At 55.9% G+C, this 22,929-nt stretch carries 18 protein-coding genes and 1 tRNA gene; 6 read left to right on the forward strand and 13 right to left on the reverse strand.

Annotated features, from left to right (window positions below):
• Positions 1-99: 99 nt before the first annotated feature.
• Complete coding sequence (locus ACEN84_RS30385) at positions 100-354, forward strand: hypothetical protein (RefSeq protein WP_413711660.1); 255 nt, start codon at positions 100-102, stop codon at positions 352-354.
• A 452-nt stretch (positions 355-806) separates the two neighbouring features.
• On the opposite strand, the gene ACEN84_RS30390 is transcribed toward ACEN84_RS30385, so the two are convergent.
• Positions 807-1,382: a hypothetical protein gene (locus ACEN84_RS30390; RefSeq protein WP_413711661.1), complete on the reverse strand. Its 576-nt coding sequence runs from the start codon at positions 1,380-1,382 to the stop codon at positions 807-809.
• 473 nt (positions 1,383-1,855) lie between these two features.
• On the opposite strand from ACEN84_RS30390, the gene ACEN84_RS30395 reads away from it, so the two are divergent.
• Together ACEN84_RS30395 and ACEN84_RS30400 are read left to right on the forward strand one after the other, a co-directional pair.
• Positions 1,856-2,764 carry a Ku protein gene (locus ACEN84_RS30395; RefSeq protein WP_413711662.1) on the forward strand — a complete coding sequence of 303 codons (909 nt, stop codon included), beginning with the start codon at positions 1,856-1,858 and terminating at the stop codon, positions 2,762-2,764.
• 12 nt (positions 2,765-2,776) lie between these two features.
• On the forward strand, positions 2,777-3,586 hold the full coding sequence (locus ACEN84_RS30400; RefSeq protein WP_413711663.1) for a Ku protein: 810 nt from the start codon (positions 2,777-2,779) through the stop codon (positions 3,584-3,586).
• A 586-nt stretch (positions 3,587-4,172) separates the two neighbouring features.
• Here ACEN84_RS30400 and ACEN84_RS30405 read toward each other — a convergent pair.
• The gene (locus ACEN84_RS30405) at positions 4,173-4,445 is read right to left on the reverse strand and encodes a BON domain-containing protein (protein WP_413711664.1); all 273 of its coding nucleotides are present in this window, start codon (positions 4,443-4,445) and stop codon (positions 4,173-4,175) included.
• Between the two features lie 254 nt (positions 4,446-4,699).
• Between ACEN84_RS30405 and ACEN84_RS30410 the strand changes: the two genes are divergently transcribed.
• Positions 4,700-4,987 carry a BON domain-containing protein gene (locus ACEN84_RS30410; protein WP_413711665.1) on the forward strand — a complete coding sequence of 96 codons (288 nt, stop codon included), beginning with the start codon at positions 4,700-4,702 and terminating at the stop codon, positions 4,985-4,987.
• Between the two features lie 870 nt (positions 4,988-5,857).
• On the opposite strand, the gene ACEN84_RS30415 is transcribed toward ACEN84_RS30410, so the two are convergent.
• From ACEN84_RS30415 to ACEN84_RS30440, 6 genes are all read right to left on the reverse strand, one after another.
• A tRNA-Thr gene (locus ACEN84_RS30415) sits at positions 5,858-5,933 on the reverse strand.
• Positions 5,934-6,033: 100 nt separating this feature from the next.
• The gene (locus ACEN84_RS30420) at positions 6,034-6,351 is read right to left on the reverse strand and encodes a hypothetical protein (RefSeq protein WP_413711666.1); all 318 of its coding nucleotides are present in this window, start codon (positions 6,349-6,351) and stop codon (positions 6,034-6,036) included.
• 68 nt (positions 6,352-6,419) lie between these two features.
• Positions 6,420-11,987, reverse strand: coding sequence for a DUF3320 domain-containing protein (locus tag ACEN84_RS30425; protein WP_413711667.1), 5,568 nt, complete (start codon positions 11,985-11,987; stop codon positions 6,420-6,422).
• A gap of 183 nt (positions 11,988-12,170) precedes the next feature.
• Positions 12,171-12,971 (reverse strand): DUF429 domain-containing protein, encoded by an 801-nt coding sequence (locus tag ACEN84_RS30430; RefSeq protein WP_413711668.1) that lies wholly within the window; start codon positions 12,969-12,971, stop codon positions 12,171-12,173.
• Between the two features lie 16 nt (positions 12,972-12,987).
• Positions 12,988-14,178, reverse strand: coding sequence for a hypothetical protein (locus ACEN84_RS30435; protein WP_413711669.1), 1,191 nt, complete (start codon positions 14,176-14,178; stop codon positions 12,988-12,990).
• Between the two features lie 121 nt (positions 14,179-14,299).
• Complete coding sequence (locus tag ACEN84_RS30440; RefSeq protein WP_413711670.1) at positions 14,300-15,370, reverse strand: SH3 domain-containing protein; 1,071 nt, start codon at positions 15,368-15,370, stop codon at positions 14,300-14,302.
• A gap of 377 nt (positions 15,371-15,747) precedes the next feature.
• Between ACEN84_RS30440 and ACEN84_RS30445 the strand changes: the two genes are divergently transcribed.
• The gene (locus ACEN84_RS30445; RefSeq protein WP_413711671.1) at positions 15,748-15,957 is read left to right on the forward strand and encodes a cold-shock protein; all 210 of its coding nucleotides are present in this window, start codon (positions 15,748-15,750) and stop codon (positions 15,955-15,957) included.
• A 129-nt stretch (positions 15,958-16,086) separates the two neighbouring features.
• Positions 16,087-16,566, forward strand: coding sequence for a ProQ/FINO family protein (locus ACEN84_RS30450; RefSeq protein ID WP_413711672.1), 480 nt, complete (start codon positions 16,087-16,089; stop codon positions 16,564-16,566).
• A gap of 92 nt (positions 16,567-16,658) precedes the next feature.
• Here ACEN84_RS30450 and ACEN84_RS30455 read toward each other — a convergent pair whose 3' ends face one another.
• The 5 genes from ACEN84_RS30455 to ACEN84_RS30475 all read right to left on the reverse strand — a co-directional run bounded on the left by ACEN84_RS30455 (position 16,659) and on the right by ACEN84_RS30475 (position 22,799).
• Positions 16,659-18,083: a diguanylate cyclase domain-containing protein gene (locus tag ACEN84_RS30455; RefSeq protein ID WP_413711673.1), complete on the reverse strand. Its 1,425-nt coding sequence runs from the start codon at positions 18,081-18,083 to the stop codon at positions 16,659-16,661.
• 520 nt (positions 18,084-18,603) lie between these two features.
• On the reverse strand, positions 18,604-19,311 hold the full coding sequence (locus ACEN84_RS30460) for a transcriptional regulator (RefSeq protein WP_413711674.1): 708 nt from the start codon (positions 19,309-19,311) through the stop codon (positions 18,604-18,606).
• 171 nt (positions 19,312-19,482) lie between these two features.
• Complete coding sequence (locus ACEN84_RS30465) at positions 19,483-20,991, reverse strand: TIR domain-containing anti-phage reverse transcriptase (protein WP_413711675.1); 1,509 nt, start codon at positions 20,989-20,991, stop codon at positions 19,483-19,485.
• A gap of 314 nt (positions 20,992-21,305) precedes the next feature.
• On the reverse strand, positions 21,306-22,340 hold the full coding sequence (locus ACEN84_RS30470; protein WP_413711676.1) for a toll/interleukin-1 receptor domain-containing protein: 1,035 nt from the start codon (positions 22,338-22,340) through the stop codon (positions 21,306-21,308).
• A 120-nt stretch (positions 22,341-22,460) separates the two neighbouring features.
• Positions 22,461-22,799, reverse strand: a complete 339-nt coding sequence (locus tag ACEN84_RS30475) for a hypothetical protein (RefSeq protein WP_413711677.1) — start codon at positions 22,797-22,799, stop codon at positions 22,461-22,463.
• Positions 22,800-22,929: the final 130 nt, after the last annotated feature.

Genomic DNA, 22,929 nt, shown 5'->3' on the forward strand with positions numbered 1-22,929 from the left:
CTCTAATAGGTCAGCAGCTGTTGATAAGTGCGACCATGGCTTTACAAAGGAACGCGACAGCGGCTCGACTGTCCCCGACAGCTTTCATGGAGTACGCTAATGGAACAAGATCCAAAAATTGTCTTCTCTAAGTTTTGCACCAGCTTTTCGAAGGATGGTGTTGTTGTGGAAGTCCGCATTTTTAGGATCGAGACTGAAGATACCTGGCACCTTGAGGTGATTAACGAACGCAACACATCGACGGTGTGGGACAACCCGTTCGAGACCGAGGACGCGGCATGGTCAGAGTTTTTAGCTACTGTTGAGCAGGAAGGTATGGGCGCGTTCGAGGACGTTCCCACTAGGCTTCATTGAGCAATGGCAAGACGTCATCAGCAGCCGATTGCCGCGCTCGCGCGACCAACGATTGTCTCGGCCACAACTACCCTTCTTCTTGTTTTCTTGCTAGAGCCCCCTTGGCTTTGGCGGTAGTGGACGCCATACCGAGAGAACGCCAGTCCGCGCGGTCTTGGTCCCGGTTTCGAATGTCATGAAGGTCAGCGTCGCGAGCCTGCTTCATCGTCATCAAGCCTTTCGCCCAATCTTCCAGCAACTTTGCAAATCAAGCATCCGTGTCGACCTGAATGCCGAGCGACTACGCTCGGTCCAATGCCTTCGCAATCACGGCCCGCCGTCGAGTGGAGACGTCGTTCTAAGTTTCATCTGTTATTATGGATCTCACCACTCGGTTGGCGAAGCCTATTTGCCCTAGCAGTTGGCCCGCCGGCAGCCAATGGCTTCACGAAGTGACGAACAAACGGCGTCCGTCAGAGGCTACAAGGGTTCCCGCCACAGGTGTAGGCTGAGGGCACCGTGATCGACTTTTGTCTGTAGTCGATCACTGACACCACCGTCGCGAATGGAAAAAACCATTCGCCCGTTGGGTAGCGCCGAACAATCTTGATCAACGTCCCGCCATCCGTTGTTGTCCAGACTTCCACACCAAGGACGCGGCCATTGTAGTGATAGGTGGCGTAGTAAAGGGCAGCGCCCCGAACGTTTTTCACCGTGCAGGATGTAAACCTCTGCCAGTATGCGGCATCGTTATTTTGCCTGTCCCAAGTCTGGGAGTCCGATGTCTTGGAGTAGACGTAGTCGCCGTGCACAATGAGGGTCATATACTCGCGAAGGCTCCCATCAGCCATAAGTTCGGAAACCGTCTCCCGATAAAGAGATTGCTCCCGCATCCGCTTGTATGCGTGGTTCAGGCTTTCGCATGTACGGTCAAGGAGTTTTGGCCTGTCTCGGCTCTCGTGATCGACATCGTTTGCAACGCTCCGCCCGGCGATCCCAACTTGAAACAGGGTCACGGCCGCGAACAACAATAAGGGTAACTTCTGCATCAAGAATCTGGGCTCCTCGGATGTCCAAAACTACCCTATCGACCCTCATCCGCAAGCGCAGAAGCGGATGAACGGGGGAAACGGAGCGCGGCACGGAGGCTCGCCGGTCTTTCACTGAATATTGACCGCTTGACGCTAGAAAACCTACAAAGTGAGTATTCGGGTGGTGTTTTCTCGGGGGGCTGTTGTGCGCAGGGGTCTACTTTCGATTTCCGTAGCCGTGGTTGTGATGGGTTTGTTGGTAGCGATCAACCCGTTTGGCCGCCATCTCGTCGACCCGGTAACGACGGCGAGTACCTCAGCCCAATGACTCCTGCCCGGCAATCCACGACGACCCAACCGGGTTGAAAACCAGTTGCTGAATCAATTTCGCAGGAAGATTCCCTAAGCCTTTGAAAAATGATTCGTTTCGTGTCGGAACGAATCACCTTCGTACGTCTTTGAATCACAACCACTGATTCGGAGTAAAGCGTATGGCATCGGGACAGCGGGCCCAATGGAAGGGCTTCCTCAAATTTGGTGAAGTGAGCTGCGGCGTCGCGCTCTACACGGCGGCCAGCACGTCGGAGCGCATCACCTTCAACACAATCAACACATCGACGGGGAACCGCGTCAACCGAGTGTTCGTGGACAGCGAGACCGAGGACCTGGTCCCGAAGGATCAGCAGACCAAGGGCTTCGAGATCGAAAACGGACAGTACATCATGATCGATCCCGAAGAAGTTGCCGCTACGATCCCCGAAAGCAACAAGACGCTCGAGATCAACGCTTTCATCCCCTGCACCGAGATCGACGACGTTTATTTCGACAAACCCTACTACCTGACGCCCGACAAGATGGGAGCGGACGCTTTCGTTGCTCTGCGGGACGGCATGAAGAAGTCTAAGGTCGCCGCGGTCGCCCGAGCTGTCCTTTTTCGCCGGATGCGCACCGTTCTCGTGCGCCCGCACGGCAAGGGCCTGATCGCCACCACACTGAGCTACGATTACGAAGTCCGGTCTTCGAAGAAGGCTTTCGAGGAAATCCCTAAACTCAAAATCGAAGGAGAAATGCTCGATCTCGCCAAGCACATCATCGGGACAAAAAAGGGGTCCTTCGACCCGGCCACCTTTGAAGACCGCTACGAGGCTGCACTCGCCGACCTGGTGAAGGCAAAGATCGAGGGCAAATCCTTGCCTAAGACCAAGAAAGTGGAAGTCTCGAAGCCGAATGATCTCCTGGCCGCGCTACGCGAAAGCGCCGGCATGATGCGGGCTGCGAAGAACAAACCGAAGCGCACTGCTGCCAATGCCAACAAAGGCACAGGCAGACAGAGCGCCGCACGCGCGGTGGCATCGAAGGCCGCCTCCTCCGGAGCTGCTCCGCGTCGCAAGGCAAGCTGAGGGAGCTAAGCAATGGCACCGCGATACTACTGGAAGGGCTACCTCAAACTCTCACTGGTCACCTGCCCCGTCGCCATGACCCCGGCCACGAGCGAAAGCGAGAAAGTTCGCTTCCATACCTTGAACCGCGATACAGGCAACCGGGTTGTTTCCCAATATGTTGATTCTGTCACCGGGAAGCCCGTCAAAGATGAACACGAAGCCAGGGGCTATGCTCGCGGCGAGAATGATTATGTCATCCTGACAGACGATGATCTCGATCATGTGGCTCTCGATACGGTGAAAACAATCGACATCGAGAAGTTTGTACCGGCCGACAGTATCGACTGGATTTATCTCGAAAAGCCGCACTATCTGACGCCTGACGACGCTGTCGGCAATGAGGCTTTCGCAGTCATCCGGGACGCCATGAAAGCCGACAAGGTCGTCGGCGTATCCAAACTTGTCATGGGCCGCCGCGAGCGAGCCGTCATCCTTGAGCCGCGCGACGAAGGGATAATCCTGTGGTCGCTCCGATTCGGCGACGAGGTCCGACCGGAAGATAACTACTTTGAGAACATCGACGATGCGGCAGACCCAGACCTTATTCCTCTGGTTCAGCAGCTGATAAAGTCGAAGACGGCGCACTGGTCACCCGACATGGCGAGCGATCCCATCCAAGCCAGCCTCTTGAAACTCATCGCCGAGAAGAAGAAGCTTTTGAAGCCCAAGAAAGCCGCCAAGGACAAGCCGGGCTCGGCCCCGCCGTCTAATGTCGTGAATATCATGGACGTTTTGAAGAAGTCATTGGCGTCGGAACTCAAAGGGAAAAAGGCAAGCTGATGGATGACTTCCGCGATTTCGAACTTTGCGAGCCAGCGGCATTCCTGTTTTCGGATAATGGGCATGTGGCGATAACGGACGGCAACAATGTCTGGATGGTCATCGTCGAGCACGATGCCATGACTGCAACGTCCGGCTCGACGGAACCGTCCCATAGACAACTCGTTCGCTACGCGGAGTTCTACAGGGACCTCGCCTCAGCAGCGATCAGCCGGGGCGATGACGAAGATGGCAAGGTCAGGGTACAGAAAGCAGATGTACTAGCGGCCCGATCATCCCCAGACCGCTGTACGGCGGCACCCTCCCAACGGCTAAGTCACGCACACTAAGAAGGCGCAAGCTGCCCAGCCAGCTTCACCATCATCGCGGCTACCGCATCGCGATCTACAGCCCGAGTGGCCACCTGGCTGTCATAACGCCGCCGGGCGACAATCGGGTGATCGAGTTCGGCGACGCCCAGGCACTGTCAACGATCGTCGAAGGTCCTGATGTCTGCCTGGAGCGCGCGATCAAACTGATCGATGGTCAGTTTCCCAAGCGGACGTAGGCTATGTCGCAAGCCACACCTTAGTGGAGCCCGCCTAACTTAATGGGGCATCGCGCGGCTCAACATCCGATCGTGTACGTTCTCGAAGCCTACAATTATGGCGGCAATCGATATCGCCTTTTCGCGGTCCACCGTATTTGAAATGTACCCTTCAAGAACAGCGACGGGCCCGAGCATGTTGATCGTGATCGCACTGCTATCGAAAGTCGGGTCTCCCGCGAGCGCGGCCTTGATGGTGGCAATCGTCGAGGCGGAGCTGTGACCTTGCGAACAGCAGTCTTCGTGACTGAAACTGTCTAAACCGAATTTCATGACGCCACTCCTTTTGGAAAAGCCACGGGTGAATGCGTAATAAGCACGCCGCGATCGCTTCTGTTCCACGTGTCGGACTAAGGTCCATGGTTTAGTACAGGATTGATGTAAACCCGCGCATCATGGTCAGCGTCGAACGACTGTCGGACGATGAAGTGAGGGAGATTACGCTCCCGCCCCATTAGGACCTAAGTCCCGGGAGCTGAACGAAATCGTCGCTTTAATGTTTCCCTCGCATCGAAAGGAGGCGTTAAATGACTTTCCAGCCAGAAAACCTCGCCCGAGATCAACTTGAAAGCGTGCAGGCGGCAATGTCCGCTGAGCACGATCTCAAAAGCTCGTCCATCTCGGTTAGCGTAATCGGCAGAAGAGTTCTGTTGGAGGGATACGTCGCCAGTTACGGTGATCGCGAAAAAGCGACGGCCATCGCGTCGATGATCGCCGGCCCTGAAAACGTCCATGACAGGCTTAGAGACATTGAAGAAATGGCTGTCGCCACGCTAGCGCTCGAGCTGTCTTTGCCTGACGTGACGGCTCATTGACACGCAGCTTTCGCTAGAGCGGTCGCCGCAGCAAGCATTGATGGTAAGCGATAGGCAGGAAACAGAGATGCGAAAGAGAACTCCTCCCCTTGTCGTTGTGAGGAATGATGTATCGCCAGGCGAAAAGACCGAGGATCACTCATCAATGCCCGAACGGGAACGAGACGAGACGGATGTCACCGGCAAGTCGGGTGATCCGATTGGGCGTTCGTACTCGGAAATGGCTTGGAACGATCTTGGAACTATGGTGGGGCTGTCGGCGGCAGTCTGGACTACCAGCACTTCACTTGCGTGGTCAGCCTGGTTCAGCGCCGTCAATCTCACTCGTGGATATACCAGACAATAAGCGATCGCGGCTGATCCGGCATACCTTTCCGGCGCGTTATTTCGAGTGAAGCAGTAGGACATCACCACTCACAGCACGAGATGCGGCCGCAGCGCCGTCGCGTCGACTCAAGAGCATAGATGACGCCGCGGGAAAGTTGCCTTCCCGCCCGATCCAATCCCACAGTGTGCCGACAGCACGCTGCCAAGCAACATCGCCATGCTTGGAGCAGGTTGAATAAACCAGCCGGCTTTTCGTCAAAGAACACATCAAAAATTTGAAAAAACATCAAATTCTTGAAAGCGTAGGGAATGTTCTTCTTGTACCCAATTGGTGCTCCGCTCATCCAACCGGAGCCAACTTGAAACCGCCGTCTCCGGTCCACAAGGGGATGGCGGCCTTTCAGTGTGCAGAAGCGTTAAAGCCCGTGGACGACCCGGGACAAATGTAACCAAATTGCTAAGAAAATCGTTATCCCAGCGTTACCCAGAGCCAGGTTGCAGGTAAGAAGTCGCATAAACGAATTCTGCTAAGTAATCGCAGGATGGTGCCCCCGGCAGGGTTCGAACCCACGACCCCCTGATTACAAATCAGGTGCTCTACCAACTGAGCTACAAGGGCACATTATTTCCGCGGCAGAAGTTTCTCTTTGGACAGAACAAGCAGCTCTGTCAAGATGATGATGGGGCATCACGCCAGCAACGGACCAACGAACACAACGCTACCATTTCCGCAGGTAGCTTTTCTTCCCGTTATCGGAGATGCAGTAGCGCCCACCGCGCGGCCCAGTGCAGTAAGCCCCAGAGCGGCAGGAGCAGTCGCCGCTCACAGTCGGCGTCATTTCAGGTGCAGGAGAACCAAGAAGCCCGACGGCGCCTTCCATGTACGCGGAGCATGACTTCTTGCTCGCTGAAACCGATCCGTCGTTGCAGATGAATGTCTCGCCTTGGCAGCCGGAGATCCCACCCTTCGCGCCGCTGCACGGGGTGTTCGTAGCCTTAGCTGCCATTATTGAGACCAAAATGATCGCTAGCGCCATAGCCGCGGAACTAACCCAGCGCCTGGCCGAGTCTCGTCCGGGAGACCATTCTTGAACAAGCGAGCCGATCACCGGGCTGATACTCCATTATTCCCCGAGATCAGCATGCCGTCGCGGACTGATAGCTCTCCGTTGGCCTTGAGCGCCTCGATCCGCCCAATGATCACGTCACGCAGCTGACTGCTGGTCGCCTTGAAGCCCAAGCCCCGCGCGACAGCGTTAACTGCCTCGCTCTCCGTGGCACCCAGGCTGGCTCCAACGAGAGATGCCAGCCCTTGATCTATTTCCATTGGCGGGATCAGCTCAATCCTTCGGAGGCTCTGTGAAGATACAGCGCTGCGATCGCGTAGCCTGGTCTCGGAATCCGGCCAAAGCAGGAAATCTCCCGAACGATATACGTGTCCCGCGCTAACGGCCGCTGCGATTGCATTGCCAACATGGCCGTCAATCCGGTTTCCCGCTCGCTGCAAGCCCCACGCCGTACGAATGCGCGTAATAACCTCGTCCCTGTGGACAGGGCCCTCAACTTCGACAGTTCGCTTGATCAAGGTGACGAGAGTGCCAATCGGCGCCTCGTGAAGTTCGGTCATCGTGTTTGGCGATAGGGAGACCTCCTCGTACAAGGGCGTCGAACTATCAAAGGACGGGGGCTGCAATCCAATCTCAGTGACATCCGCCCGATCGATGGTAACGACTTCGACCGGAACCGCTCTGGTAGCGGACGAGCTGTCTGCAGCTCCGCCGGAGAGGGCAACCGCCTTTGCCTGCTCTATGGCGGCGATGACGCGTTCCAGTTCCGCTTTCGGGCGCTGGAACCAGTCCGCGCTCCAGATGCGATGAATGTTCCAGCCGTGATCTTCCAGGACAGCCTGCCGGAGCCTGTCCCGATCTCTTGCTGAGCGGGACTCGTGATACGCCGCTCCATCGCACTCGATGCCCAGCAGGTATCGGCCCGCAACGCCTTCATCCGCAACGGCCAGATCGATGAAGAACCCGGCGATGCCAACCTGTGGATGGACTTGATATCCCCGCTCCTGGAGAGCTGCCATGACCTGCTCTTCAAAGACGCTGTCCATTTGGCGTTCGGTTCGCTGGTTCATGGATAGACGACCGGTCCTGGCGAAATGCAGGAACAGCTTGAAAGCGAAAACGCCTTTGCCCTTTGCCCGCTCCAGATCGATGTCCTCGTCGGTAATCGACGCATAGACTTCGCAGCGCCGCTTCGCTCGCGATATCAGCACGTTCAGGCGACGTTCTCCCCCTTCGGCACCAAGAGGCCCAAAGCGCATACTCAACGGCGCTCCGCTCGGGCTGCGAGCATAGGCGACCGAGATCAGGATCGTGTCGCGCTCATCACCCTGGACGTTTTCCAGGTTCTTTATGAAGAAAGGCTCGTGGGGATGCGAATGGAAGAACTCTTCCGTCTGCGGGTTCAGTCGTCGGAGCAGTTCTACCTGATCCTGAATTTCACGGCGCTGCTTAATCGAGAAAGCGGCGACTCCCAGCGATTGATCGGGCGTGTTCAACGCGTGCCGGATGACCGCTTCCGCGACGACCTTGGCTTCGATCTTGTTTACGCCATCTTCAAAAGTTCCGCCTGGGACATGATTGAAGCGAAGCCCCATGCCCGCCTCTGCCGTGTAAGGACTCGGGACGATGAAGAGCTTGCTGTCGTAGAACTGGGAATTCGATACTGCGATCAAGGACTGGTGGCGGCTGCGATAATGCCACCTCAGCATCCGCTCGGGCAGACCGCGCGCCGAGAAGAGGCCGAGAATACTCTCGATGTCGGAGACTTGAGCGCCACCATCATCATCATCGTCGGACGATCCAGAGGTCATCTTCGAGAAGAACTTTGTAGGCGGAAGCTGTCGCTCGTCGCCGACCACAACGACCTGTTTGGCTCGCGCCACTGCTCCCAATGCATCGACAGGCTGGATCTGACTGGCCTCATCCATCACGAGCAAGTCGAATTCCAGTACTCCCGGCGGCAGGAACTGGGCGATGGACAGGGGGCTCATCATGAAGACAGGCTTCAATGCTTGGATAGCCGGCGATGCCTTCTGCATGAGTTGTCGGATCGGCATATGATTGCGGCGCCGTGCCATCTCCCCGCGAAGGATGCCGACGGGACCAAGACCACTGACCGCCGGGATCTTTCGATGGTGAGCCTTGACGACCTCCAGCCGCGACAGACGCATGCGGTTTCTGTCCAAATTGGCGAACTCGTTCACGAGCCTCGTGTGGACCTCACCGTCGAACCGTGCGAGGTTTGGGTCCTGCGAGTGCTGATGGCGAAGGAGCGCTTCATAGTATGCCATCTCGAAATGCGGGATGACCTCACTTGGCGGGATCCTGCCATCGGCTAGATGGTCGACCACCTGATCAACACCGAGACTTCCGGCATCGGCCGCGCGGCCGTTGTAAGCAGCATATTTTGAGAGCTGCTCTTCACTCGCTATCCACCTTCTTAGCTTTTCCCCAATCTGGGCAAGCGATGCCGTCGCAAGTTCGTCCGTTTTGAGAAGAGCCTCTGTGTCCGCCTGAAGGAACTTCAATATGTCATTGAATTCGAGAGAAAACCGTTCCCCGTCGACACCGATGGAGCGAGCTTTTTCTGCAATTTCGATTTTGTTTTCCACGCGGGAAGCAAGGATACGGATGTCGCTGTTATGCGTTATCCAGTCGTAGGCCGCCGCTAGTTGCATCCAATCGGAGCTTGGTCCTTTCCACAGAGTATCGAACGCCGCTTTTCCAGTTTCTTCGGCGATGTCGAGCGAGCGGCGGCGTTCCTGAGCGGTCGCCAGGACCTCCAAGCGTGCGATACGGGTGCCATTGTCTTCGGGCACTGCTTTCAGAAGAACAGAGCTTGACTTGTCCGCAGCAGCGACCTCTTTCAACACGCTCGCAGCCTGCGTAAGGACGACCTCATCTGCACCGATGACGTCTGGGAAAAGGCCGCCTGCTCCCTCTCCAAGTTCGCTCCAGAGAGCAAGCATGAGCTTGCGGGTTTCATCGAGCAAACCCCTAACCTGCTCACAGCGAGCTGCGACCGATGCTTTGTCGGTTAAGCGCCCTGCGATTTGCCTTGCCTCGGCGCTAACCCCTCTGAGGCTGCGCATCCAGAGAACCAAGCTTTCCAGCGGCCTCGGATCAGATTTGTCACCACGCCAATCAGCGCCGAACGCACCTCGGCCAAGACCATCGCCGTCTTTGATAGTAGATCTTGCGACTTTGCCCTTCTGAAGTAGATCGAGCAGGCGAACAATTTCGTCCGGATTGGTTTCAGTTGTAATTGTTCGGACAAGCGCCCTCGCCTTGCGCCAGTCGCCGCTCAGGAACTTGAATGTGCGGCGCCCGTGCATCGCCACCGCTGTCCGAGCGGCCATCAGATCCATATCCCAGGCCTGATCTGCGATCTTTCCCGACAACTCCGAGCTAACTTGGTGGAATGTCGACACCGCCTCCGCGAGGTCGCTCGCCTGATCGAGACCACGCTCCCATATTGCAGCAACGAACGCGTCCGGGCTTGCGTCGGGCGCATCGGCGACGCGCTCGCCAATGGTCACAAGTCTGCCAATCGATCCCAAAGTCGCTGAAGTAGTGACCCCCAGCATCTGCTTCAAGGACGCGGCGGCAGTGAGGAAGCGTGGCAAGATAGCGTCCAGCTGCGCAATTGATGCGTAACCAGATAGCGGAAAGGAAGCGGGCAAACGTCGTAGCGTGGTGATCAGAGGCATCGGATCGACGCCCCAAGCAGTTTCGTTCATGTCATCCCGGACTTGCGCAGAAAGACGCAAGTACTCCGCCCCCGCCCGAATCAACTGGGCGATTTGCTGAGCCGAGCTTTCCCATACTGCGTTAGTCAACGCCGCAGGCGAGATGGCGATGGGACAAGTAGCCAGCCGCTCGGCAATGATCCGCTCGGCCTCAAAATCCGAGATCGTGTCCACAGGTGCGCGATACAGGGCACCCGTTACTTCGCTCATCGAGGCCACTAAACGAGTAAGGTCGCCGAATGCGTCCGTGAGACGCTTGGTCAGTCTCTCGAGATCAAGCGGCGTGATGCCAGTGAGGCCGACGCCCCACCATGGATGCTGCGAAGGCAGACCGATGTCTTCTATGCGTTGACCAAGTTCTGCGAGAACGGCAACGATCCGCTCCTTCACGTCGGGCGCCCAGTTGGCGGCCTCGGGAAGCTGGATCTCCGACGGCGGCATGCCGATTTTTCGGAGACGTGTGAGATGTCCCAGGACCTGATAGGCTGAGAGGCCGTATGGCTGATAGACCCGATGCATCCGTTCCGGATGGGCGTTGAGACTATCTCGCGTCTCTAGCAACCGTCGATCAAGTGCCTCACCGCTTTCACCCTTGGGAGCACCGAGTTCCCAGACGTGTTGCAGCTCTGCCAAAAGCGCACGTTTGTTCGCCTTGTTGGAATGAAGCTCAAGACACGCGTCGCCGACACCCGCCTGATCGAGGCGCCGTTTGACCACCTCCAGAGCAGCCATTTTCTCCGCGACAAAAAGAACAGTCTTTCCGTCGGCGACCGCGGCGGCAATGATGTTCGCGATAGTCTGCGATTTCCCTGTGCCGGGTGGGCCCTGTATGACGAGGTCGCGCCCTTGTCGAGCTTCATGAACGGCGACTGCTTGGGAACTGTCGGCATCCACGATGTGCGTCATCTGCTGAGGCAAGATGTGCTCGTCGATCTTCGCATTCTCAGCTAGAAGCTCCGCGCCGCGGTCGAAGCCGTCCGAAACAAGCCCCTTGACGAGCGGTCGCTCGGTGAACTTCGCACCTTCTGGCCACAGCGTAGCATCCAGATCCCTGTACATCAGGAACTTGGCGAACGAGAAGAAGCCCAGCACGATGTCGTCAGGCTGTACTGACCAATCCGGTTTGACCGAAATGGCTTCCGCGGCTTTTTCCACATAGCTGTCGAACGAGAAATCTTCCGAGGCTTCGAAGTCCGGCATCCGAATCTTATGAATGCGATCTAGAAACGCTTCGAGGGAAAGATTGGATGCGAACTCTTCGGGTCGCGCTTTCAGTTTGAACCGTTCCGCGGCGCTTGCTCGCGTTAGTGATACAGGGATGAGCAAAAGCGGTGCATACCGGATGTTCTCTGGGTTCTGAGGATCAATCCACCTGAGGGTACCGAGGCCGAGGAAGAGGATGTTAACGCCCTGCTCCTCCTCAAGGGTCCGGGCATCGAAATAGAGGTCCATCAGACGCTTCTGTAGCGCGTTCGGTGTCATCTTCGTCTGGAGCTTGGTATCCCCGTGCCGAGCGAGGCGTCCACTCTCATCTCTCTCGTCGTCGTCTGGCAGAGCGAGCTCGACTAGTTCCTCTGTGCCCTCCCCCTCTACAGGCTCACGGCCTTTGGCTCCAGCGAGGAATGTCATCGACTTTCCTTCGGTGACGAGGAGGCGGAACACCTCGGAAGACTTCTCATCGACGATGTCGATGGTCTTCGCGCTCTTTGAGAAGCGTGGGACGTTCAGGAGACGATTTCTTGCCGAGAGATCTAGCAACTCGGTACGAGCCCGTTCGATCTTTGCCTCAACCGAGAGGTTGCTTTGAAAGATCGACTGTTCGGAAGTCTCTGCAGAAGGGGTCTCGTCGTCCAGCATGAATGCGCTCCATTCCCGAAAGTGCAGTGATGCATAACGTTAAGCGGCGGTCCAGTAGCATCGAAGCAACTCACGCGATTATTTTATGGAAGCTGAACTCGCAGAACATTCGACACCTTTTCAGCGGACGGCCGCTAGTCAATCTGAGGTCCGCTCGGCATCGATGGTTCCGGATCGTGCGCATTACGAAGCGGCCAGATCAGGAACCCAAATTGCGGATGTTTCATCGCCGTAGGGCCTCGCCCGACCATCAAGGACACAGGCGCCGACCCAAGCGCAAACTACCGCATCAAGCGCGTCCTCGAAGGCCTTTAATGCATACACCGGGGCATCTGCTGACGGCAGCATCAGTCCGTCGCCAACTCCGGCGACCTTGACGTCGATCAGGTCGATGATTTCTCGCCACGTCCGAAGTAAATTTGCTCGCCGACCATCAGGTCCGTCACCTGGCCAATACTTCCGGGCCTTCGCTTGCTTGTAAGGCAGTCTCCGGTCGGCGCTTGCAAGCTCGATGAGCGCCGGATGTGGATAGACCTCGATCAGTGCTGGTCCGGTCGCGCTGGTAACGGCAAGCGGGTATCCGGCGACCGCGAATGCAGCTCGCAGATCGTCGCTTAATCTTCCCGGACGCTCTTGGCTTGGGGAGTGGGTGCTAGCGTGGCGGGCACCATATGCTGCGGAAATCAGGTTATCCGAGGCTCTGCGACCGACAATTGGCTGCAAGGATAACGGCATGTCGACCGCAACAAGATCGACTTCATGCTTCGCTTTTCTTCGCGCGCTTTCCAAAAGAAGACCAGCGTTCGGCAGCGATCCGCGGTGTCGAAAGACCGGACCGACATAGTCCTCATTCAGGAAGGCGTCGTAGGAAGAGTGGACATCCACCAGTCCCCAGCCGTTCCCATCATCGGAAATCAAGGCAACGCCGCTTGGCTGGGTGGCCGTCCAAGCGGCGTCAATACCCAGAACCGATCTCTTTGACATGGCTTTCCCACTCGTCCTATCGCGGCCGATTGGAAGTCGCATCACAAAGATGCCATGCCATCTGGTATCCGTATTCGTTTTGATGACCGTAGCACCAGCCGAAGCGGTCCAGCAGCAATCCGATCTCCTCTCGCCAGGCACAAGACCGTTCAATCGTCGCCACATCCGTGCTGCCGCGACATTTCCCGTTCTCTGTCTGCCACTGGCCGATCACACGGTCCGGCGCCCTGGCTCCCTTATCAGTCGCGAGGACATTGCTGCTCTCCGTCTCGATCTTTTCAGTGGTAGGGTCCCAGACGAGCGAGAACTCGGCCATGCCGGAGGAGGTCTTTCCGCGCTCCCGGCTGCGAGCGAACCACTCGACGATGCCCGTAACATTGCATTTGTCGCCACAGAGAGCCGTCTCCGATCCGGGCCTGACACTGTAGATCCGCTCTGGCCAGCGTTGGGCAAACGTGGACTTGTCTTTCATAACAGCATCTTGGCTGACTGTCTTACCATAGAACATAACCTCGTCGCCGTAGGCGTTCTGCATGAATGCCATCGCCACAGAGTTTGGCGCAGACCATGCCGCGTGATATCTCCTGACAAATGCGATTGCCCGATCGGGGGCGCTTGGCGGCGAAGGCTTGGCGGCTTCAGTCTTGAACTGAGGAGCAGATGTTGGCGAAGCCGGTGTTGCGATCGTAGTCTCGGAACCAGCCTGCGTTCCGGGTCCGCGATCCTCCGTGATGATGTTCCATTCCCGCATTTCCGCCGTGGTTAAATACCTCATATCCGAGCTCTCGATCGAGAGGCTGAGTTGAAGAAGTTTTGCGCTAACCCCCATGTCAGATAGATAGCCGATAACTTCCCCAGTCAGCATCTGTATCGTGGTAACAGCGGCCTTGTTGTCCAATCCCGCATTGTCGGAGAAAAATGCTTGATGGACCCCTATTGCGCCCGGTTCGGCAGAGCGCTTCACCCCGCCAAGGAAAGCCAGTGCGCAGGCTGATACGCATTGCGTGGACCGGATCTGGAGGGTGTTTGCGTTCAGGGCGCGGATGGCCCGACCGAATTTTATGGCCGCGACAACGCTTCCACCATTCGAGTCAAACGTAATAAAGCCGGGCTGAAACTCCGTGTACTCGGCCACCATTTTCATCGGATCGTCGGCAGGTTCGAACTCGCCTTTGATGACGAGCAGCCGAGCGCCCTCTCTCAGCACCAGTCTTTCATAGGCTATTGCCGCTGAGGCTCCGCTCGCGACTAGGAAGCCAAAGAGGGCTGCGAGCAGCAGACATGTTGTACGGCGAAGGTGCGAGTGGCCAATTCGTGGCAGGCGGCGCTCACTCACAGCAGACCTTCCGAACGTAAGTGTTGCCGACGGTCACCATCGAATCCTTGGCGATCAGGCCGTGACCCTTTAGGGCGTTCGAGATATCCTTGGCCTCATCTTCTGCGTAGACGTCCTTCAGTGTTACGGCAAACCAGCCGTTCGCCGCAAGATGGGCAGAAAGCGGTACAGGAGACTTCCGGACGAATACTTCTGCCTCCGGAAGCGAGCTGAAACTTTTCACCTGGATGTATCTGCGTTCCCCCGCGTCTTCCTCGAACTGCGTCACGTGCACCCAGGAATAGTGCATAAAACCAACATTGCCTCCCACGGACACTCGATACCAGTCGCCTTGGACTTCGAGGATCCGCAGAGGAGCGCCGTTGCGAGCCTCCCCGATCGTCTCCGCGTCCCCGTCACCCCTTATCTTGATCGGGGCCCTCCCCTTAGGATGTCGTACTACTCCGTTACGGGCAACCGGAACCTCAAGCGAAGGTTCTTTTGCCTGCACACCGGAGGGTGTAACTGCGACAGCCGCGGGCGCTTCGCGTACGTCGTCGGAGGAAGGCAGCGGTGCGGCGTTCGGCGTCGTGACCTTGTATTTAGCCATTTCGCTACCCGACAAATAGCGAATGTCGTCACTGTTATACGAAAGTGAAAGCTGCAGCAGCGCCGGATCAACGCCCATCTCAGACATGTAGCCAATTATCTCGGCGGTCGTCTGCTGTACGGCGGAGACCGCGTCATCGACCTCAACGCCCGAGTCGTCGCGGAAGGAAGATTTATGAACACCGATCGAACCCGGCTCGGCGAAACGGCTGATACCCCCGAGGAAGGCCAGCGAGCACGCCGAGGCGCATTCGAGCTTGCGGGTCTGAACCGTTGAGAGATTAAGGCCGCGGACTATGCGGCCGAGTTCCATTGCCTTCGCTACATTCCCTCCAGGACTGTCGAAGCCGACAGCGAAAAGATGCTCGCGTGTCGCGAGATCCCGAAACTGCGACAGGTCGTCGGAAAAATCGAAATCACCGCTAATAATCACGAATTTGCGACCGCCATCCGTTTGATGGACGTCGTAGCTCAATTTCGCCTCAACTTGAGCGGCCATGCCGACAAATGAGAGTAACGTCGCGAATATAAAATGTGGAGACATGCGGCCAGCCCTAGCTATAGCAAGAGAAAGCCACACGGGGGCTCAGGTCGCAAGTACCGCATTTGGCTTCTTTCTATGAGGGTAAATTTTGAATCGGTTGTATTGGATGCCGTGCATTCGTCCGGCTCGTAAGCTGATCTACATCGAGTTCAGACGCTCGCGCTCAAGTCGAACCGGTTCAGGGCAATCTGCTGGAGATCAATCTGTTCACTTACGACGATCACCATGAGCGATGCGTTTGCCCCCTTGGCATTGTCGCAACCCGCGCATAGATAAACTACGTTACGGACAAAAGATGAGGACATGATTTGCCCACAGGTATCGTAAAATTTTTTAACAGCGACAAAGGGTTTGGTTTTCTCCAGCCTGCAGACGGTTCACCCGACAGCTTCGTGCACATTTCTGCTGTAGAGCGGTCGGGCCTGACAACGCTTCGCGAAGGTCAGAAAGTCAGTTGGGACGTGGTCCAGGATCGTCGTTCTGGAAAGGCCGCAGCAGAGAACATTAAGTCATTGTGACCCTGAAAGGGCCCCAGCTCCGCTGTGGCCCTGGTTTCTTTTTGGGGCAAAGTCCTTTGGCTCACTCAGCGGAAACGAAATGCTAGTTTTGTAGAGGGCACCTGCAGCGTAAAAGCCGAGGACAACATTATGAACGAGCCGTGGACCGCTTCACGCGGCCCTATCGAAGCGACAGAATTGGAAGTTCAGCGAGCAGAAGCCATACAGGACCTTCTCACTCGCCGGATCGGCATCCTGGCACAAAAGCCAGGTGACAGCATCCGGCCCTTCGCGATCGGCCTGTTCGAGCAGATCAAGTTGCTACGCAAGCCGGAGCATTCCATCTCTAAGCTGCGTCGCGCGACGGCGTCTTACGTACACTCAAAGCGGTACTACGTTGCCAGCGCCCAGCCGGACGCCTTGAGACACGATCTCGATGGCGCGGCAGTTGGTTTAGTGAGCGAGGAGGATAGGCTCGCGGCTCAGCGAAGCTTTTTTGCTCTAAAAGAGGCGCACGACGGCAAGCCCGAAAAGCAAGTTAAAACACGGAAAGGACGCGTCGACTTAGAGGTCGAGCCAACCAAAGATGGCAGGATACGGGCTGGTCTCCTTCCTCGTAAACGCGGCTGACGAAACAAACGCCACTGCTGCCGCAACAAAAGAACCCGCGAGCACCTTCACGCAACGTGAACCGATCGTTCTACCGTAACACCTGATCGCATTCACGCAACGTTCCGCGATGGCACTTTGGAAGCGGTAATCTTGGAAGCGATAGCCACACACCCGCGCCCCCTGGCCTTCGCTTCGTAAAGTGCATTGTCTGCGTTTCTTAGCGCTTGGTCACATGAGGCGCCCTTGGCAGAAGACGCTTCGCAAAGTCCAATGGAAACGCCGATTATCGCTTCGCAGGTGTCGAGAACGTATGGTTTCGAGATTTCTAGGCAAAGCTGGCGGCAGCGTTCGGCTGCCTCCATTTCCGATACCGACGGCATTAGAACAGCAAACTCGTCGCCCCCGAGCCGAAAGACTACGTCGTCACCGCTGACACTCGTGCGCAGGCGTCGCGCCACCTCTTTTAAAAGCTCGTCTCCTGAAGCATGTCCCCAGCTGTCATTGACGTTCTTGAAGCCGTCGAGATCAAGGCAAGCGACGGTGACGCTTTCCGAGGACCGCACAAGACGCGCGAACTCGAAGTCGATCACCGACCGATTAAGGAGGCCGGTTAGAAAGTCGTGCGTGGCGACATGCCGCATATGCTTTTCTGCGTCCATCAAGGAAGACGCAGCACGGCGCGATAGCCGTGCCACGAACACCCCGCCGAAAACTAGAACAACGCTGACGGCGCCCGCAAGGGGAAGCGCTTGAATGAGAAGGTCACGCGCAGGCGTCAAGGGACGCCACGATAGGACCTCCGCTCGCCCGTCCGATCCAGTTGCAATCACGGCACGAGCGCGATCCTCCGATACGTCGCTCAGCGGGCCGATTGCCGGGTCGTCCAGAAGAAAGCGATTGCCCAAGAACTCCTGCAGACTTCCAGCTATGGGAACCGCAGAAACGAGAATAGGCGCTCGCTTGCCTTTGGGCTTGGCGGTCTTGAAGTCGGGTTGGAAAAGGCTCGCCGTAAGCAGCACTGCATCCGTGCCGACGACCTCGATTTTACTCACCGCGACCGGATCGGGAATGCCGGGAGGGTTGGCGATGGCCTCGCGTTGCCGAACGGATGAGACGAGCCCTGCCGCGTCCAGGCCAATGGTAGCAGCGCCACGAATAAAAAATGGGCGAGCCTGCACCTCATCTGCAGTCCGTGAGTAGATCATCGCGTCGTCGGCGTTCAAAATCGCGGCGAATCGCGTTCTCGATGTGCCAATCAACGAACGGCCGATGTTCCGATCAACCCATTCAAAGTCAAACTGATTGTCGATCTTAGCGATCGATTCATCCCAAATCGTCCACGCGGTAAGGGCAAACTCGACATCATTCGTCCATATGGAGATATTTCGCTTAACGAGCGTCTCCTGACGTTCACGGATTTTGGCATCGAGGCGAGCGACGCCGTAGTATGGGACAGCCGCCAACCCTGCAATTACAATAGCAACAAGTATGAGCGCAGGGCCAACCAATTTAAATTCGGTGAAACGGCGGGTCACGGTAACAATCCTGGTGGTTCAATGGCGGAACCATAGCAAACACTTGCTTTTTCCCGGTTACCAAAAAAGCAATCTCTGCGCACTGGGTTAACCGATTGTGACAAATCGGATTGAACTACCAATCGCACCGGCCAGTAAAGCGCGGCCACCTAAACGCCGGGCTCCAACCACTGCACCGATTTTCTCAAGCCCGCCCCACCCAGGACACCTTAAATATCGCTGACCCGCGAAGCGTCATCAAAATTGAACACGTCCGGAACGTATTCCGTCTCATTTGTTTTCTCAGCCTGTGCGGGCCGAGCGGTGGACATTGAAGGAGTGCCGTTGACGCGATGCTCGCTCCGGGAGTTGCTCGTGATGCACGCTAACCAAGGCGGATTGAACCACATCAGGTTGCTGTCATCCGCTTGATGCTAAGCAGGAATACGCAGCTCCATCAGCACCGCTAGTGTTCTAAACGCTCCGCTCTTCTTAGTGAACGGTGGCGGACGGCAGGCGAAGCGCCCGCCACCTAGCTTTGCTACTTCAAGCCCAGCCGATTTCGAAGATTGGCATTCTCCGCACGAAGTTTTTCCGCCAGTGACTGGCGGAGGCGTTTGTTCTCCTCCTCAAGCTGAAGGAGATCGGCAAGATCGTCTGCCAGCGGAGAGATCTGTGAAGCTCCCTTCGAGATTCGGTATTGACCGCGCTTCGCAGCTGCCGGGCTTGCTGAAGCCGCGCGTTTGCCACGGCCTTTTGGGGCAACCGCAGCCGTTGCGCTTAGCGCAGAGGCTTCCGCACGCTTCGGACGTCCTCCGCGGTTTTTCTTAGTTGGCTCCGAAGAAGCCGGCGCCACAATAGCGTCTGCCTTCCTCGCACGCGGTGCACGCTTCTTCTTAGGTGGTGATACTTGTTCAGCAACCGCACTTTCGGGCGCGGAGTCCGGATTGATTTCGTCGGCCATTGGTATGCTCTCCCCTGTTGACACCGACGTTTTCGTTTGTTGATTCTCTACTGTCAACAATTCATTCTTATCCAACGTCTCCAAAGCATCCCCGATACGCTGAGCAGCACGCCCATCCGGGGCATCTGTTGTCGTCGGAATTTCGACAGTTCCACTTAGGTCATTGTCGAGATCGCGGGCGGCCGCCTTCAGATCAATGTTGCCCCAGATCGATGGGATCGCGGCTGATGTTCTACGGCGGGACGATTTAACCTCGACGACGAATTGGCGCTGTTGTTTTCGCAAGATGATGACGGCCTCAGATATGGATGATCGACAAGCTCACCGTTCTTAACACTTTTTACGGCCAGAATAAGCGGCAATCTTAATTTTCGCGGGAAACGAAATTTATCGAGAATTTGGCTGTCAGGTCGGCACCGCCTCTCAGGTTAGAACCTTCAGCAGGTCGGCATACCGCTAACCACTCAGGTCGTTTGCTTGGGCATTCGACTCTTGAATTCGCTTCATGATTTCATCTGCTGCCGTGGCAACGAACACCTCTTCTTCCGCGGCATCTAAAGGCCATTGCTTATAAAGAGTGTCATTAAGCAGCGGATAATTGTTCGCAATCGAGAAGTCGCCATCGCAGATTGGGAGGATGCGTCCCTTTCGGTTAACGTTCATCGCTATGGCGGAATTCAGTTCCTTGTTCGTCCATCCCTTGGCTGCAAAAGTGTTTGAGAGGAAGGGGACGAAGTATTTCGATTTCAGAAGACCATGATTAATTTTCTCTGCTAGAGTATCACCCCACTTGATGCTGTCCTCGTCGAAGAAAACCTTGCCGCCAAGGTCTTCAAGCTTCTGCTTCAGGATGCGAACCTTTGGCTTGTCTTCGCTTGCGTGCGATAAGAAAACGTCGAACTCGCGAACCATGTCCGCGTACGCTTCAATCCAAGGAGCGCCCTTCAGACCACTCAAGACCGCCATTTTGCAGAGCTTCGCAGTGACAGGATCATCTTTCCCCCTCACCTGGGAAATGTAGGAGAGCCACCCTTCGATGTGTTGCCAGAAGTGAGCGGGGTTTTCGGTGTCCTTGAGCCACAACTTCGCTGCTTTCCCCGCTCCATGCACTCGCGCCGAATGCAGCTTCATCCGAAGCTTGGCGATGTCTCGTCGCCACACATTGGCTTTACGATTGACGATCAGTCCAGTGACCTCCTGCCGCTCGCTGGAAAGGAGGATCCGCGTCTTCGCGTCGTTAATCTCGAACCGCGCGGACTTGAAAGCGTCCTGTATTTCCGCGGCAAGATGAACCGTTCTAGAGCCATACATGGGCTCCCAGCCACGGATTACCGAGGGCGGAATTGTCTTCTGGCTAGATGAAAACGTTATATCGTCGGCAAATCTCGTGTAGCGGAGACGATTTTTTACGGCGATTGCCATAAGCCTCTTATCGAGATTGTGAGCAATAATGTTCGCGATCAACGGAGAGGTCGAAGCGCCTTGAGGAAGGCCGTCTCTAAAGGTGGTAATTCGGGCCAGGATGGTGGCGACACGCTCATTGAAACCAAAAAATTCAGACATGAAGAGGCCACGGACGCGTGCAAACCCTATGGAAGGAAAGAACTCTTTAACGTCGATATTGAGTACCCACTTTCGCCTCTCGTGATATTGCGCGTTGGTCAGAAATGACTCGCCCTTGACGTATCCTTTCACAAAGGGCTTGGGATCGAACCTGGTCTGCAGCACAGTGGCTAGCCGGTCCTGAGCGAGAGCCAAGCCGCGCACAGGCTTAGCGATATCCCGAACACCGCCACTTTTCTTCGGGATCTGAAATTCTTTGTAGTAGAGGCCGTTGTCTGCGTTTTTAACAACGTAAAAGAAGCGCGATGGGTCGAGCCCCAAAGCAGATGATATATCTTGAAAAGAGTGCGCCATCCTAAGCCGCGCAATTGGGTCGTCAAAAGCGCTCACATCGATGTTCAAGGCCTAACCCTCGCTCTTTACTCTCCCGGGGCGAAACGTTCGGACAATCGACCGGCCCGCGCGGTTGTGTACAGACGTTATAGCGAGTTGCCGTGGATTCACCGGCACAAATTAGAGGGTTAGGCCTCCACCAATTCGTGTGCCAGCTTTTTGAAGCTGTCAAGTCGGCGGAAGATTGATGCACCGCTAAATCGGCTTTCCCATCTGCAGATGAGCTCCCGCCTTACACTCAACAGAGCTACGCGCGGACCAAAAGCCGCCTTCACCTTGACGAATTGCGCGTCTGCTCATCGTTCGGCGCAGACCATCTTGCCTCAAAAGCGGCGACGAACACTCGATTGGTCGGCGATACGATCGTAAGACGCGACGTCAACCTGTATTCCCTGCAACTCGGCTGGAAGAGGCAGAGAGGGCGATCCCTCAATTACTCGCCGCCCGCCGTAAATCCTTAACGACACAAGCCATGAGCCCGGATGCTGAAGATGAATGTTCTCCGTATTCACCATTCCTCTTATGCTTTCTCCGATGGGTTCGACTGACGGAAACTCGCACAAAACCGCTCCGCCATGGTAATTTCGGGGTCGCTGTCGCGGCAATACACGAGAACGAAAATGTTGGGATATCTTATCCATTGCGCTAAGTGTTTCTCTTCGATCCCGAGATGCGAGGAAGATCAATTCGACCGACATGGGACCTGTGACACCTGCCGATGTGACGACAGCGAAATCGATGCCTAGCGACAGTGGCAGCAAGTATCCCGGTATTACGGCATCTCGCCGGCCAATATCCCCCACCACAAGTTTGTGGTTCACTGAGAGGAACGCTCGAAGGTCGGCGTCCGAGGCTCCCTCATTTAGTAAGCTTCGAAACTCGTCCTTTGAGCTATCGTACCCTCCATCAAAATAGATCTCAGCATAGTTTTTGAGGGGGAGACAATTGCTTCGCTCGGGAAAAGATGATCCCACAATCGCCGCGGCAACGGCCTGAAGACCCTTAGCCGAGGACACCGCAACGCGGTCAGCAATTACTGGAGAATAAGAAGCGACTGTCGCCGCATCGACATCATGCCAGACAGGCAATATCTTTTTTGCTTCGCCTTCGAGCGAAAACAGTCCAGATAATTCGCTTTTCGGCCATTTTTTTGCGAAAAAACTTCGACTTAGGATCGTCACTCCAAATGCTGATCCAGCCAAGCCCGCGTCTATGCTTTGGAGGAGCGAGTCTCCGACTTTCAACGAAAATTCGTCGTACCAAACCCGGAACCCCGCCAAGGACAAGTAGCTCGCCAGGGGCTGGGCTATGGCCAGCTTATCTTCGCTAGCATGACTTATAAAATAGTCCCAATTCACGAGCTTTTCCTTTTCAACCACGCTTTGAACTTAAACTTTGCAGTTTTTGAGCGCGAAGATGCCGCTCAGTCTTAACATGGCTTGAATCTCAATCGAAATACGCAGGGCAATGAGAAATTGCTAGCCGGCTGAACAACGCTTGCTGCGCATCGCGTTCTGAATCGCCTGTACCTTACCCTTGGCAACCGCCACCTGCCCTTCCTTATCACCGCCAAACGTACTTGAAGTGGGAACTCCGATCAAAAAGACGCCAACTGCATCACCGGTCGCAGCTTGGTTTTGTGCCTTTGATAAGGCTGCCAAGTTTTCCTGCTCTTTAACAAGCTCCCTTGCCAGATCTGAACATGAGGAGCCGGTGTAGGCAGCCATCGGAATGTCCGCCGGGACAATCGCGTCTGGACGCTTGGCACAGGATGAAACGGCCAGTAGCGAAGCGAGCGCAAAGTAGTAAATCTTCATAGAAGCCCTCAAAAATGAATCTTAACCCAACAAGGATTTGCCATACGGACAAGGTGTTGGGAAGTTAGCCGCTCGACTATTTGAGGTCTTTTCGTCAGTAAGGAAAGGAATTTACGTCATCAAGTTTTCT

The organism is Rhizobium sp. Rhizsp82 (genome assembly GCF_047325115.1).
Lineage (GTDB): Bacteria > Pseudomonadota > Alphaproteobacteria > Rhizobiales > Rhizobiaceae > Rhizobium.